This window comes from Streptomyces alanosinicus (assembly GCF_014650595.1).
Taxonomy (GTDB): Bacteria; Actinomycetota; Actinomycetes; order Streptomycetales; family Streptomycetaceae; genus Streptomyces; species Streptomyces alanosinicus.
Genome location: NZ_BMVG01000001.1, coordinates 550,665 through 564,882, shown reverse-complemented (window position 1 = coordinate 564,882; position 14,218 = coordinate 550,665). Strand labels below are relative to the sequence as shown.

15 protein-coding genes and 1 tRNA gene are annotated in these 14,218 nt (G+C 70.3%); 10 read left to right on the top strand and 6 right to left on the bottom strand.

The genetic code is table 11. The features are described from left to right. Positions 1-304 precede the first annotated feature (304 nt). The 6 genes from IE277_RS02580 to IE277_RS02555 all read left to right on the top strand — a co-directional run bounded on the left by IE277_RS02580 (position 305) and on the right by IE277_RS02555 (position 4,763). Positions 305-733, top strand: a complete 429-nt coding sequence (locus IE277_RS02580; protein WP_189948069.1) for a DUF3052 domain-containing protein — start codon at positions 305-307, stop codon at positions 731-733. A gap of 111 nt (positions 734-844) precedes the next feature. Next, positions 845-1,303: a peroxiredoxin gene (locus IE277_RS02575; RefSeq protein ID WP_189948068.1), complete on the top strand. Its 459-nt coding sequence runs from the start codon at positions 845-847 to the stop codon at positions 1,301-1,303. A gap of 138 nt (positions 1,304-1,441) precedes the next feature. Next, complete coding sequence (locus IE277_RS02570; RefSeq protein ID WP_189948065.1) at positions 1,442-2,017, top strand: TerD family protein; 576 nt, start codon at positions 1,442-1,444, stop codon at positions 2,015-2,017. A gap of 101 nt (positions 2,018-2,118) precedes the next feature. Continuing rightward, a complete protein-coding gene (locus IE277_RS02565) occupies positions 2,119-2,697 on the top strand; it encodes a TerD family protein (RefSeq protein ID WP_189948063.1) in 579 nt (192 codons plus the stop codon). A 103-nt stretch (positions 2,698-2,800) separates the two neighbouring features. Beyond that, a complete protein-coding gene (locus IE277_RS02560) occupies positions 2,801-3,940 on the top strand; it encodes a DUF475 domain-containing protein (protein ID WP_189948061.1) in 1,140 nt (379 codons plus the stop codon). Positions 3,941-4,028: 88 nt separating this feature from the next. Beyond that, on the top strand, positions 4,029-4,763 hold the full coding sequence (locus IE277_RS02555) for a TerD family protein (protein ID WP_189948059.1): 735 nt from the start codon (positions 4,029-4,031) through the stop codon (positions 4,761-4,763). A 6-nt stretch (positions 4,764-4,769) separates the two neighbouring features. Here IE277_RS02555 and IE277_RS02550 read toward each other — a convergent pair whose 3' ends face one another. Beyond that, positions 4,770-5,561, bottom strand: coding sequence for a TerD family protein (locus tag IE277_RS02550; protein WP_189948057.1), 792 nt, complete (start codon positions 5,559-5,561; stop codon positions 4,770-4,772). 196 nt (positions 5,562-5,757) lie between these two features. Between IE277_RS02550 and IE277_RS02545 the strand changes: the two genes are divergently transcribed. The 3 genes from IE277_RS02545 to IE277_RS02535 are packed head-to-tail and all read left to right on the top strand — an operon-like array spanning position 5,758 to position 10,237. Then, positions 5,758-6,927, top strand: a complete 1,170-nt coding sequence (locus tag IE277_RS02545; protein ID WP_189948055.1) for an HpcH/HpaI aldolase/citrate lyase family protein — start codon at positions 5,758-5,760, stop codon at positions 6,925-6,927. Beyond that, positions 6,924-9,389 carry a phosphoribosyltransferase gene (locus IE277_RS02540; protein ID WP_189948053.1) on the top strand — a complete coding sequence of 822 codons (2,466 nt, stop codon included), beginning with the start codon at positions 6,924-6,926 and terminating at the stop codon, positions 9,387-9,389. Before IE277_RS02545 ends, IE277_RS02540 begins: the two co-directional genes overlap by 4 nt. After that, positions 9,389-10,237, top strand: coding sequence for an HAD family hydrolase (locus IE277_RS02535; protein WP_189948051.1), 849 nt, complete (start codon positions 9,389-9,391; stop codon positions 10,235-10,237). The genes IE277_RS02540 and IE277_RS02535 overlap by 1 nt, the downstream gene beginning before the upstream one ends. A gap of 105 nt (positions 10,238-10,342) precedes the next feature. Here IE277_RS02535 and IE277_RS02530 read toward each other — a convergent pair whose 3' ends face one another. From IE277_RS02530 to IE277_RS02515, 4 genes are all read right to left on the bottom strand, one after another. Then, entirely contained in the window at positions 10,343-10,555 is a 213-nt protein-coding gene (locus tag IE277_RS02530; protein WP_189948049.1) for an FmdB family zinc ribbon protein, read from the bottom strand. 28 nt (positions 10,556-10,583) lie between these two features. Beyond that, positions 10,584-11,111, bottom strand: a complete 528-nt coding sequence (locus IE277_RS02525; RefSeq protein WP_189948048.1) for a DUF4383 domain-containing protein — start codon at positions 11,109-11,111, stop codon at positions 10,584-10,586. 114 nt (positions 11,112-11,225) lie between these two features. Further along, positions 11,226-12,617, bottom strand: a complete 1,392-nt coding sequence (locus IE277_RS02520) for a coiled-coil domain-containing protein (RefSeq protein WP_189948046.1) — start codon at positions 12,615-12,617, stop codon at positions 11,226-11,228. Between the two features lie 74 nt (positions 12,618-12,691). Continuing rightward, positions 12,692-13,459, bottom strand: a complete 768-nt coding sequence (locus tag IE277_RS02515) for a DUF4097 family beta strand repeat-containing protein (RefSeq protein ID WP_189948044.1) — start codon at positions 13,457-13,459, stop codon at positions 12,692-12,694. A 233-nt stretch (positions 13,460-13,692) separates the two neighbouring features. On the opposite strand from IE277_RS02515, the gene IE277_RS02510 reads away from it, so the two are divergent. Continuing rightward, positions 13,693-13,764: transfer RNA gene (locus IE277_RS02510), tRNA-Val, on the top strand. Between the two features lie 53 nt (positions 13,765-13,817). Here the strand turns inward: IE277_RS02510 and IE277_RS02505 are convergent. Beyond that, positions 13,818-14,171, bottom strand: coding sequence for a DUF8825 domain-containing protein (locus IE277_RS02505; RefSeq protein ID WP_189948042.1), 354 nt, complete (start codon positions 14,169-14,171; stop codon positions 13,818-13,820). Positions 14,172-14,218 lie beyond the last annotated feature (47 nt).

Genomic DNA, 14,218 nt, shown 5'->3' with positions numbered 1-14,218 from the left:
GTGTACCTCGGGGCGGTGTACGTCATCTCCACCGGTCAAAACGCAACGATACGCCCGGGGTGTGACAGGCTTGGCAAAGATGTTCGAGAGGCGGAACAAAACAGGCAAATGCCTGAGACGTGGGCCACGCTGAATCGGGATACGGTGCAAGGAGTTGCGGTGACAAGGCCGGTATCGTCACCGTTTCGGCGGTCTGAACGGCCGGGTACTTGCGCGATCCGTCCCGCCCGTGTGGACTACGGCCAGGCAACGCGCGCACGCGCGTGGCTGAGTTTTTCCCAAAGACATGATCAGGAGGCAGACCGTGAGCGCGACCGCGGACCACGCGGAGACGAGCCTGGCCGTCAGGCTGGGGTTCCAGCCCGACCAGGTGGTCCAGGAGCTCGGCTACGACGACGACGTGGACCAGGAGCTCCGCGAGTCCATCGAGGGAGCCATCGGCAGCGAGCTGGTGGACGAGGACTACGACGACGTGGCCGACGCCGTGTTGCTGTGGTTCCGTGACGATGACGGCGACCTGACCGACGCACTGGTCGATGCCATCGGGCTCCTCGAAGAGGATGGCCAGATCGTCCTCCTCACGCCGAAGACCGGCCGGGACGGCTACATCGAGCCCAGCGACATCAGTGACGCGGCGCGGACAGCCGGTCTGTCGCAGACCAAGGGCATCAGCGTGGGCAAGGACTGGAACGGCAGCAGGCTGTCCACCCCGAAGGCCGCCGCCAAGCGGTGAGTGCCTCCCCCAGGTGAGCGACGCGGGGGCGGTGGTCCCTCCAGGTGACCGCCGCCCCCGCCGCCGTAGGCTGTTCTCCTCCGAACAGCCCACCGAAAGGGAAACATCCCGATGGCGATCCAGGTCGGCGACAAGGCCCCCGACTTCGAGCTCAAGGACAACCACGGCAAGGCCGTGAGGCTCTCGGACTTCCGCGGCGCCAAGAACGTGGTCCTGCTCTTCTATCCGTTCGCCTTCACCGGTGTGTGCACCGGGGAGCTGTGCGAGCTGCGCGACAACCTGCCGAAGTTCGTCAACGACGACACCCAGCTGCTCGCCGTCTCCAACGACTCCATCCACACCCTGCGTGTCTTCTCCGAGCAGGAGGGCCTGGAGTACCCGCTGCTCAGCGACTTCTGGCCGCACGGCAACGTCTCGCGCCAGTACGGCGTCTTCGACGAGGACAAGGGATGCGCCGTCCGGGGCACCTTCATCATCGACAAGGAAGGCGTCGTGCGGTGGACCGTGGTCAACGGCCTGCCGGACGCACGCGACCTGAACGCGTATGTGGAGGCGCTCGACACCCTGTAGGCCGACCGTGGCCGACACCTGCGATTCTCCGGGTCCAGGGTCTGCGGGGGGTGGGAACCCCTCACTAGGATCGGCACGTTGATCCCATAACCGAAGCACGACGGGGCTTCCCGCCCCTGGACACCACATGGAGGACACGTGGGAGTCAGCCTCAGCAAGGGCGGCAACGTATCGCTGACGAAGGAGGCCCCCGGACTGACCGCGGTCCTCGTCGGTCTGGGCTGGGACGCCCGCACCACGACCGGCAGTGACTTCGACCTCGACGCCAGCGCGCTGCTGCTGAACAACTCCGGCAAGGTCGCGAGCGACCAGCACTTCGTCTTCTTCAACAACCTCAAGAGCCCCGAGGGCTCGGTCGAGCACACCGGTGACAACCTCACCGGTGAGGGCGAGGGCGACGACGAGGTGATCAAGGTCAACCTCGCAGGCGTCCCCGCCGACATCGAGAAGATCGTCTTCCCGGTGTCGATCTACGACGCGGAGAACCGCCAGCAGTCCTTCGGCCAGGTCCGCAACGCCTACATCCGCGTGGTGAACCAGGCCGGCGGCACGGAGATCGCCCGCTACGACCTGAGCGAGGACGCCTCCACCGAGACCGCCATGGTCTTCGGCGAGCTGTACCGGCACGGGGCGGAGTGGAAGTTCCGCGCCATCGGCCAGGGGTACGCCTCCGGTCTGCGCGGCATCGCCCAGGACTTCGGCGTCAACGTCTGACGTACGACAGCCCGCGCATTCCGTCCGGCGCCGCACCGTTTACGGGCGGCGCCGGACGCGCAGGACAACCAGAACAGCACCACTAGGGGAGGACCAGCATCATGGGCGTCACGCTCGCCAAGGGAGGCAATGTCTCCCTCTCCAAAGCCGCACCGAACCTCACCAACGTCTTGATCGGGCTCGGCTGGGACGCGCGTTCCACCACCGGCGCCCCCTTCGACCTGGACGCCAGCGCGCTGCTGTGCGGCGCGGGCAACCGCGTCCTGGGCGATGAGTACTTCGTCTTCTACAACCAGCTCAAGAGCCCCGAGGGCTCGGTCGAGCACACCGGTGACAACCTCACCGGTGAGGGCGAGGGCGACGACGAATCGATTCTGGTCGACCTCGCCAAGGTCCCGCCGCAGTGCGAGAAGATCGCCTTCCCGGTCTCGATCCATATGGCGGACGAGCGGGGCCAGACCTTCGGCCAGGTCTCCAACGCCTTCATCCGGGTCGTGAACCAGGCCGACGGCCAGGAACTGGCGCGCTACGACCTGAGCGAGGACGCCTCCACCGAGACCGCCATGATCTTCGGCGAGCTGTACCGGTACCAGGGAGAGTGGAAGTTCCGGGCCGTGGGCCAGGGCTACGCCTCGGGTCTGCGTGGTATCGCCCTGGACTTCGGAGTGAACGTTTCGTAGGCACTGGTACCGCCGGTAGGGTGCACCTCTACACTCGGGGTCAACGTTTAGCAAAGCCGAGTACGGCACGGGGGAGACCCGTACCTAGATGATTGGGTAGCCAGTGCTTCTGAAAACCTTCGGCTGGTCGTTCGCGGTAACCGCGCTCGGCCTGGTCGCCGCGGTCTTCTACGGGGGGTGGGAGGCATTCGGCGTCGTGGCGATCCTCGCCATCCTGGAGATCTCGCTGTCGTTCGACAACGCGGTGGTCAACGCCGGGATCCTGAAGAAGATGAATGCCTTCTGGCAGAAGATCTTCCTCACGGTCGGCGTTCTCATCGCGGTCTTCGGCATGCGGCTGGTCTTCCCGGTCGTCATCGTGGCCATCACCGCCAAACTCAACCCCGTCGACGCGGTGCACCTCGCCTTCAGCGACAAGGACCGCTACCAGCAGCTGGTCACCGACGCCCACCCGGCGATCGCCGCCTTCGGTGGCATGTTCCTGTTGATGATCTTCCTGGACTTCATCTTCGAGGACCGGGACATCCAGTGGCTGCGCTGGATCGAGCGGCCGCTCGCCAAGCTCGGCAAGGTCGACATGCTGGCGGTCTGCATCGCCCTGATCGTCCTGCTGATCACCTCCTTCACCTTCGCCGTCCACGCCCACCAGCACGGTGGCGCCCATGTCGACAAGGCACAGACGGTCCTGATCTCCGGCATCGCCGGCCTGATCACGTACATGATCGTCGGCGGTCTGTCCGGCTACTTCGAGGACCGGCTGGAGGAAGAGGAGGAGCGCGAGCACGAGGAGGAGGAAGAGGCCGCCCGCACCGGCAGGAAGAAGCCGGCGGTGCTGATGGCCGGCCAGGCCGCGTTCTTCATGTTCCTCTACCTGGAGGTCCTGGACGCGTCCTTCTCCTTCGACGGCGTGATCGGCGCCTTCGCCATCACCAACGACATCGTGATGATGGCCCTCGGCCTCGGCATCGGCGCGATGTACGTCCGGTCCCTCACGGTCTATCTGGTCCGCCAGGGCACCCTCGACGACTACGTCTTCCTGGAGCACGGCGCCCACTACGCCATCGGCGCCCTGGCCGTCATCCTCATGGTCACCATCCAGTACGAGATCAATGAGGTCATCACCGGCCTGGTCGGCGTCGTGCTGATCGCCCTGTCCTTCTGGTCCTCCGTCCGCCGCAACCGCGCGCTGGCCGAGGCCGGCGAGGGCAGCGACGAGAAGGCCGAGGTCTCCTCAGGGGTGTGACACCCCTGCCGGTGAGGAACGCTCTGATCGGGGCGGCCGACGAGGTCGGCCGCCCCGATCGTGTTCACAGAGTTACCAGGGGGCGGGAATGGGTTTCTTCGACGGGCTGCGGGGCGCCAACGCCGCCGACTTCGACTCGGGCAACGCCTCGAGCAACGCCATCGAGCTCATCAGGCGGCACCAGGCGGTGTCGCTCACCAAACAGGGCGCGGCGACCGGCCATCTGCGCGTCAATCTGACCTGGCGGATGCGCACGTCCGACTTCGGCACCACCGCACGCACCAGCCTCTTCCGCCACCCCTTCAAGGCCCTCAAACCGCCCGAGGTGCTGGGCCACGGCCAGAGCATGGTCAATGTCGACCTCGACCTGGGCTGCCTCTACGAACTGACCGACGGCACGAAGGGCGTCGTCCAGCCGCTCGGCAACTACCTCGGTGACGTCAACGCGCCGCCCTACATCAAGCTCAGCGGCGACGACCGGTTCGGCTCGGCGTCCGGCGAGACGATGTACATCAACCTCGACCACCGCGACGCCATCAAACGCCTGCTGGTCTTCGTCTACATCTACGACCAGACCCCGGCCTTCGACCGCACCCACGCCATCGTCACGCTGTACCCCAGCAACGGCCCCCGCATCGAGATAGGCCTCGACGAACGCCACCCCCAGGCCCGCTCCTGCGCGGTCGTCATGATCGAGAACGTGAAGGGCGAGCTGGTCGTCCGCCGCGAGGTGAAGTTCGTGTACGGCTTCCAGGGGGAACTGGACCGCCTGTACGGCTGGGGGCTGCAGTGGGGCAGGGGCTACAAGACCGCCGACCGCTGACGGGGCTCACCGCCCGATGAACTGCGGCCCCTGCGGCGGCAACCGGAAGTTCGGATCAGCCGACCCCGCCGGCCCGGGCACCGTCACCGGCATGGGCACCGGCTGCGGGTACCCGTACGCCGGCGCAGCCGCCGCCGGCTGCGGATAGCCGTAGGCCGGCGGCTGCTGAGGCACGGCGGGCGCCGGCTGCTGAGGCACCGCGGGCACCGGCCGCTCGGGCGGCAGCGGCTGGGACGACTGCGGCTCCGCCATCTCCGACTCGTCCACCGAGATACCGAAGTCCGTGGCGAGACCCCGCAGGCCGTTGGAGTACCCCTCGCCCACCGCGCGGAACTTCCAGCCCTCCCCGCGCCGGTACAGCTCACCGCAGATCAGCGCGGTCTCCGCGCCCGTCTCCGGCTTGATCTCGAACCGGGCCAGCGGCTCCCCGTCGGCGACCGCGGCGTCGTACAGCAGGACGCACAGCGCCGGCACCCGGTCGAAGGCGACCCCGTCCGCGGACGCCACCAGCACGATCCGGCCGACGGCCGCCTCGACACCCGGCAGATCCGTCTGGATCGTGTCGGTCAGTCCCTCCGCGACGCGCTTCTTGCCCAGCCGCCACACCTTCCCGGAGGGGTGCCGGGGCTGGTTGTAGAAGACGAAGTCCTCGTCGGAGCGCACCCGGCCGTCGGGGCCCAGCAGCAGCGCCGAGGCGTCCACGTCCGGAACTCCCGCTCCGGGCGTCCAGCGCAGTACGGCGCGGACCGTCTCGGCCTCCAGCGGGACGTTCGACCCCTTCAGCATGGCGTGCGTCATGCGGTCATCCTGCCTTCTCGGTCCTGGCCACGACAATGCGGGGGGTGGTCTCCCACCGGTCTCCCGCGGCGGCGCCGACACGGGTGAGTTACCGGAAATTCATGCCCGTGGGGAACCCATGACATGGATCCCTACGTACTATTACCGGCCACCTTTTACCGAACACAGACTCGGCTCGCACCCCAGAGGGAGTCCTATGCGTCATTTCGGGCACATCGCCCCCGAGGTGCGGCAGCGCCTCTTCCACCGGGAGCCCGGCGCGTTCACCGCCGACTCTCCGGCCCGGCTGCTCGCCGCCGCCCTCGGCGCCACCCTGTACAGCCCGGCCACCCGGCCGCGGCTCGCCGACGACATCGTCAAACAGGCCGGCAGCGGCGTGGTCTCGATGGTGCTGTGCCTGGAGGACTCGATCGACGACGCCGACGTCGTGGCCGGAGAGGAGAACCTCGTCCGGCACTTCGCCGACCTGGCCGCCCGGCCCGGCGTCGAGCCGCCGCTGCTCTTCATCCGGGTGCGCACGCCCGAGCAGATCCCCGACCTCGTACGGCGTCTCGGCGCGTCCACCCGGCTGCTGTCCGGATTCGTGCTGCCGAAGTTCACCGAGGAACGCGGCATCCCCTTCCTGGAGGCCCTCGCGGACGCCGAGGCCGACAGCGGCAGCCGACTGTTCGCCATGCCCGTCCTGGAGTCCCCCGAGCTGCTCTACCGCGAGTCGCGCGTGGACACCCTGGAAGGCATCGCCCGCGCCGTCGCCAAGTACCGCGAGCGGGTCCTGGCGCTCCGCCTCGGCGTGACCGACTTCTGCTCCTCCTACGGCCTGCGCCGCGCCCCCGACATGACCGCCTACGACGTCCAGATCGTCGCCTCCGTGATCGCCGACGTCGTGAACATGCTGGGCCGCGCCGACGGCTCCGGATTCACCGTGACCGGGCCCGTGTGGGAGTACTTCCGGGTCTCCGAGCGCATGTTCAAGCCACAGCTGCGGCAGAGCCCCTTCCTGGAGGTGCAGGCCGTCGAGCTGCGCGAGAAGCTGATCGAGCACGCCATGGACGGACTGCTGCGGGAGATCTCCCTCGACCAGGCGAACGGCCTGCTCGGCAAGACCTGCATCCACCCCTCCCATGTGCTGCCCGTTCACGCGCTGTCCGTGGTCAGCCACGAGGAGTACAGCGACGCCCAGGACATCCTGCGGCCGGAACGCGGCGGCGGGGGTGTACTGCGGTCGGCCTATACGAACAAGATGAACGAGGTGAAGCCGCACCGCGCCTGGGCCGAGCGGACCCTGCTGCGCGCCGAGGTCTTCGGCGTGGCCCACGAGGACGTGGGCTTCGTGGAGCTGCTCGCCGCCGGAATAAGGAACGCATGAAGAACGCAGTGAACGACGGAGCCCGGACCGCCGGCGACGAGGTCTGGACCGGCAGCTGGGTCGCCGAGCGGCTCGGGGTCGAACTCATGGGAGACGACGGCCTGCCGGCCCTGCTGGGGCTCGCCCTGCGCCGCAATCCCAGGCGGGCCCATCTGCTGGTGTCCAACGTCCTCGGCAAGCATGTGCCGCAGTCGCCGGCGCTGGTCTACGACCACGGCCACCGCCTGGGCCGACGGGTCCTCGCAACGCTCGGCGCGGCGGAGGCCGCGGGCGCCGTGGTCCTCGGCTACGCGGAGACGGCGACGGGGCTCGGCCACGCGGTCGCCGACGGGCTCGGTACGGCGCCGTATCTGCACTCGACGCGGCGCCCGGTGGCGGGGGTCGCCCGGGCGGGCGGGTTCGAGGAGTCGCATTCGCACGCGACATCGCATCTGCTGCTGCCCGAAGACCCCGCTCTGCTGGCCGGTGACGGTCCGCTGGTGCTGGTGGACGATGAGTTCTCCACGGGCAACACCGTCCTCAATACCATCCGTGACCTGCATGAACGGTATCCGCGGCGGCGGTATGTGGTGGTCGCCCTGGTCGATATGCGATCGACTGAGGACGCCGCCCGGATGGCACGGTTCGCCGATGAGATCGGGGCGCGGGTGGATCTGGTCGCCGCCGCGTCCGGGACCGTGCGGCTGCCGTCGGGTGTGCTGGAGAAGGGGCAGGAGCTGGTGGGTCGCCATGACTCCGCCGGGTGCGGCTCCGATGCGATTGCCCGCGCCCCTTACGCACAGCACCTCGACCTGAGCTGGCCGGCGGGCCTCCCCGACGGCGGGCGCCACGGCTTCACGCCCGCCCACCGGGCCCGCCTCGAAGCCGCGCTGCCCGCCATGGCCGCCCGCATACGCGACGCCCTGCCCCCCGGTGCCCACCGCGTCCTCGTCCTCGGCTTCGAGGAGCTGATGTACGCCCCGCTGCGCCTCGCCCGTGAGCTGGAGCGGGTCACGGACGCGGAGGTGCGTTTCTCCACCACCACCCGCTCGCCCGTCCTCGCGGTGGACGACCCCGGCTATGCGATCCGTACCCGCCTGGTCTTCCCCGCCCATGACGACCCGGCCGACGGCCCCGGCGAGCGCTACGTCTACAACGTGGCGGGCGGCGGCTTCGACGCCGTCGTCGCCGTGGTCGACTCCGCCGCCGACACCCCCGCGCTGCACGCGCCCGACGGCCTGCTGGCCCGGCTCGCCGCGCACACCCCGCACGTCCTGCTCGCGGTCGTCCCGTCGTACGTCCCGCCCGCTCCCGAAAGGCCGGCCATGCTGCCCGAGCCCCTCCGCGGCCCCGCATTCTCCTCGTACGCGCCCGACGAGGTCGGCTGGCTGCTCCAGGACCTCTCCGACGTCACCCTGGAGGCACCGACCGAGGAGCGGGAGGAGGCCATCCAGAGCGGCGGCGCGCACTACGCGGAGTCGCTGCCGGTGGAGTACCAGCCGAGCGAGCAGTACCAGGAGCTGTTCCGCTCGGCGCTCGACGCCTCCGGCGGCCGTATCGCGCAGGCCGTCGGGGTCGTGACGGAGACGGTGCTCGCCGAGCGGTCACCGCGCCCGGTGCTGGTCTCCCTCGCCCGCGCGGGCACCCCGGTCGGCATCCTCATGCGCCGCTGGGCACGGTTCCGGCACGGCCTGGACCTCCCGCACTACGCCGTGTCCATCGTGCGCGGCCGCGGTATCGACGCCAACGCGCTGCGCTGGCTGGCCGCCCACCACGATCCGCGCGATGTCGTGTTCGTCGACGGCTGGACCGGCAAGGGCGCCATCACCCGCGAACTCGCCCAGGCCGTCGAGGAGTTCGAGGCGAAGGAGGGCATCAGCGGTTTCGACCCGGAGATCGCCGTACTCGCCGACCCGGGCTCCTGCGTACGCACCTACGGCACCCGCGAGGACTTCCTCATCCCCTCCGCCTGCCTCAACTCGACCGTCTCCGGGCTGATCTCGCGCACGGTCCTGCGCGCCGACCTGGTCGGCCCCGACGACTTCCACGGCGGGAAGTTCTACCGCGAACTCGCCGGCGCGGATGTCTCCGTGGCCTTCCTCGACGCCGTCTCCGCCCGCTTCCCCGAGGTCGCCGACACCGTCGAGGAGGCGGTGAAGGAGCTGATGGCCGCGGACCGCAGCCCGACCTGGGCCGGCTGGCGGGCCGTCGAGCGGATCAGCGAGGAGTACGGCATCCACGACGTGAACCTGGTCAAGCCCGGTGTCGGCGAGACCACCCGGGTGCTGCTGCGCCGGGTGCCGTGGAAGATCCTGGCCCGCGAAGGGGCCGGCGCCGACCTCGCCCATGTGCGGCTGCTCGCCGAGCAGCGCGGGGTCCCGGTCGAGGAGACCCGTGAACTGCCGTACACCTGCGTCGGGTTGATCCACCCCCGGTACACGCGCGGTGCCACGGGCGCCGACGGCAAGGCGGTGACCGTCTGATGCCGGTGCTGGTGGCGAGCGACCTCGACCGTACGCTGATCTACTCCTCGGCGGCCCTCGCGCTGCCTTCGCCGGACGCTCCCCCACGCTCGGCTTCGCTCGCGCGGGAGGTGCCCCCAGCGCCCCGGCTGCTGTGCGTGGAGGTGTACGAGGCCGAGCCGCTCTCCTATATGACCGAGACGGCGGCGGGGCTGCTGACCGACCTCGGTGACACGGCCGTCTTCGTGCCGACGACGACCCGGACGCGCGCGCAGTACCAGCGCGTCAACCTGCCCGGACCGGCCCCGACGTACGCGATCTGCGCCAACGGCGGCCATCTGCTGGTCGACGGGGTCAGCGACGAGGACTGGCACGCGGGCGTGCGGGCGCGGCTCGCCGCGGAGTGCGCGCCGCTGGCGGAGGTCCGCGACCATCTGCGGCGCTCCGCCGACCCCGCCTGGCTGCGCAAGCACCGGGTCGCCGAGGACCTGTTCGCCTATCTCGTCGTCGAGCGCGAGCTGCTGCCCGAGGACTGGGTGAAGGAGCTGACGGTGTGGGCGCGGGACCGGGGCTGGACCGTCTCGCTCCAGGGCCGCAAGATCTACGCCGTCCCGCAGCCGCTCACCAAGAGCGCGGCGGTACGGGAGATCGCCCGCCGCACCGGCGCGGAGCTGACGCTGGCAGCCGGGGACTCCCTGCTCGACGCCGATCTGCTCCTCGCCGCCGACCGTGGCTGGCGGCCGGGCCACGGCGAGCTGGCCGACACGGGCTGGACGGCCCCGGAGATCGCGGCACTGCCGGAGCGGGGGGTGCTGGCAGGGGAGCGGATCGTCCGGGAGTTTCTACGGGCGGCACGGGAACGCCTTTGAGGGGCGCGGGCCTCTGTCTGATGTGCGGCTGCCGCCGCCTGGGCGCGACGAGCCACGATGGTGCCGCACCCGCCCGACGGCATGGTGCGGCACTTTCACGGGCGGCTAACCGCAACAACCCCCGCCACAACAACCCCCGCCACCGCTCGGCGCGGTGGCGGGTGCTCCGGCCTTGCCGCCGACGGCCACCGTCGACAACAGCTTCACCGTGTCCCCGTGCCCGGCAGGGCAATCCGCGGGGGCGGCCGACTCGGCCATGGGCCGGCTCAGTTCGAACGTGTCGCCGCAGGTACGGCAGCGGTACTCATAGCGAGGCATGTGCCCAGACTAGGGCCTGTCCGGCGGATCAGGTCGCGGGATGCTCCCGCTCGTCCGCGTCGGGATGGCGGGCCCGCCAGTACGGGTTGTCGTGCGGCAGGGTCGAGCCGACCCGGCCGTACATGCCGAAGGTCATCAGCAGCAGGCCCACGACGAAGCTGAAGAACACGTTCTGGATCTTGAACGCCAGGAAGTTGTGCGTGGTGTCCAGCAGACCGAGGCTCAGGAAGCCGGCCAGCAGGAACAGCACTCCGAACACCAGGTTCAGCGTGGACGCCACGTTCCCGCCGATCACCATCCCGGCGAGCAGGATCGCCCCGACGACGATCGACAGCACGCTCAGCGCGCCGTTGGTGTTGAGCCCGGCGACCGTGTCACCGCCGGTGTTGAAGAAGCCGATGTGGTCGATCACACCGAGGATGCCGAAGGCGACGAGGAACGCGCCGATCAGGCCCGCACCGATCCGGTAGACGGTGTTCAGCCGGTGGTCGACGGGCAGGTGCTTGTCGAACTCGATCCGCCGTCGTGGCTTCGGGTGCACTGCGTGTGTGGCCATATCCGCCTCCCTCAGGCGCTAGCGGAGGCCATCCGTCCACCCAATATCCGCCCACCCGCACCCGGAGCACAACAGGAACCCCTGCGGCGGGACCCCTCGGTGCGGCGGGACCCCTCAGTGTCCACCCCGCTCCTCACGGATCTGCGCCACCACCCGAGACACCGACTGCCGCACCCCGTCCGTCTCGGTCAGGAAGTGCCAGTAGTCAGGATGCCGGCCGGCCTCCAGCGTGCCGATCGCCCGCTCCAGCCGGGCCACCGCCTCGTCCAGCGGCCGGGCGTGCCGGGGATCCGGCGTCGTACGGCCCGTCATGGCGAGCCGCTGGGCGTCCCGGATCGCGAACCGGGTGCGGTCGATCTCGGCCTGCGGATCCTTCTGGACGGCGTTCAGCCGGTTCAGCCGGTCACCCGCGGCCGACACGGCCTCGTCGGTGGTGTTCAGCAGCGCCCGTACCGTCGACAACAGCGAAGTCGCGTCCGGCCAGCGCTGGGCGTCCCGGGCGGTCTGCGCCTCGCGGAGCTTCAGCTCGGCCTGTCGTACGTTCTCCGCGGCCTGCGCGGGCACCTGCTGCAGGTCCTGCCAGCAGGCGGCCGCGAACCGGCGCCGCAGCTCGCTCAGCACCGGGTCGACCTGCCCGGCCCGCGTGGTCAGCGCCTGGGCCCGGGTGCGCAGGCTGACCAGCCGGTGGTCGATCTCGGCGGCCTTCTGCGGCAGCCGCTCGGCCTCGGCCCGGATCGCCCCGGCCTCCCGCTGCACCCGCTCGGCCCGCTCCAGCGTCTCCGCCACGCCGTGCTGCCCGGCGCCCTGGTTCAGCCGGGTCAGCTCCGGGGACAGCGCGGCGAGCCGGGCGGCCAGGTCATCGGCGCGCAGCCCCTGCTCCCGTACGGCGTCCAGGGCGTTGCTGGCGCCCAGCAGGGCCTGCCGGGCCCGCTCCACGGCGGGTGCCAGCCGGGCCAGCTGGGTCTCGGCCTTGCCGAGCAGCGGCCCTAGCGAGCCGCCGAACCGGTCCAGCTCCTGCTTGACCCGGATCAGCTCGTCCTTGGCGGACGTCAGCTCCGAGCGTGCCCGGGAGGCCGCGGTGGCCTCCAGGTCGTCCCGGTCGAGATCATGGGCGTCGACGGCCTGGATATAGCGCCGGCTGACCTCGTCGATGCGCTGTCCGAGCGCCGCGAAGTCGCTGACGGTACGCCGGGCGGCGGGGGAGTCGTCCACGGCCGTGATGGTCTCGATGGAGATCCTCAGGTCCCGCTGGGCGGTGTCCAGTTCGTAGAACGCGGCCGCAGCGGCGTCCTTGGCGGCCTGGGCCTCGGCCCGCTGGCCCTCCGCCCGGCCGCCGAACCAGCGCCGGGTGCCGCCGCCGGCGAACGCGGCCGGCAGGGCGAGCGCGGCCAGCACGGGCAGGCTCATCAGGGTGAGGGTGTCGCGCAGGGCCGTGGACCCGGACCGGGCCCGGGGGGCCGACAGCGGGTACGACCGCGTCGCTGGCGTGCCCGGTGTCGCCGTCACATCCCTCTCCCGTGTGGTGGTCCGCCGTGGGTGGTGTCATTCTCCCACCCGTAGAAGACGAACACACGGGCCGGTCAGTTCGCGGTACGGACCGTGACTTCGCCGTCCGAGGAGTGGGCCGAGACCCGGTGCGGGCTGCGGTCGTCGCGGGGCACGGACACCGTGGCCGCGCCGTCGTCGGAACCGGCCGACACCCGATAGGACGCCTTGGGCAGGGTGACCGTGACGGCGCCGTCGTCGCTGGAGGCGTCCACCAGGTCGGGCACGCCGGACAGCCGCACCTGGACGGAGCCGTCGCTGGAGTGCGCCTTGACCCGGCGGGCGGAGACATCGGCGCTCACCGATCCGTCGTCCGACGTCAGGTCGAGCGGCCCGCTGGAGTCGGTGACGCGCACGGCGCCGTCGCCGGTGTCGATGCGCAGCGGATCCCTGAACCCGTGCGCCCGTACGGAGCCGTCGCCGTTGTCGACCCGCACGTCGATCCCCCGCGGCACCTCGATCCGGTGCCGGGCCGAGCAGTCGGCGATGAGCCCCGAGCAGTGCACGCGCAGCACCAGCCGGTCGTCCTGGAAGGACCATCGCACGCTCGGACTGCCGCCGACGACGACGGATCCCTTGAACCACCGGGTCACCTCGACGGTGCCGGCCTTGGCGGAGTCCGTGGCGACGACCTCCAGGGCGGAGTCGTCGGAGTCGACGGTGAGGGTGTGGCCGTGCAGGGCGAAGGACCGGTGCTCCGGGTGCGTGTCGTCGTCGGCCGAGGCGCAGCCGCCGACGGAGGCGACGAGCGCCCCGGTGACGACGGCCATGGCGGCGGCGCGGAAAGGAACGGAACGGGCCATGCGAATCCCCCCTGAACCGGCCCGCCGGGTCAGGGCGGCCGGACCGACTCGGTCTCCGACGACGCTAGACGATCATCGACCGCGGCCCGATCCGGCAGCCTCCCGGACCCATGGTGGGGTTAACCCCCGCATCCCCCGCATCCCCCGCATCCCCCGGTTACCCAACGGTTTGCGGCGCACCGGGCCGGGCAGGGTACGCTGTTGATCTGTCCTGGGCGCACTGCCCGGATGCGGGGTGCGTAGCTCAGGGGTAGAGCGCCTGCCTTACAAGCAGGATGTCGGCGGTTCGAAACCGTCCGCGCCCACCGACGGAGCCTCTGACCGCACGGTCAGGGGCTCTTCTCATTCCTTCACGGTCTCATTCCTCCACGGCTTCCTCTGCGGCGGGCCGCTCCCGCGCGTGCTTCAGCTCGGTGCGGGCGGCCACGCGGTCGGCTGCCGCGACCTCGGCCCAGAAGCGGTGTGTGCTGACGAACACCGCGAGTTCGTGCTCGCGGCGGCGCAGCTTCTCCACCTCGGCCTGTTCGTCCGCCGTCCAGCCCGGGGACGCGGGCCGCGCCACCCTGCGCCAGCCCTGGTCCTCGCTGAAGCCGTCCGCCGGCTCCACCGACCAGGGCAGTCGCTTGAGCAGAGCCGACAGCTCGGCCCGGACCTGATGCAGCTCCTCCTGACCGGCGAGGAGGTCACTGGGGAATTCATAGGTCTCAGCCACGCGGCAATGCTACGCCTGTTCGATTTTGGGAGGCGAGCTCGATCGTG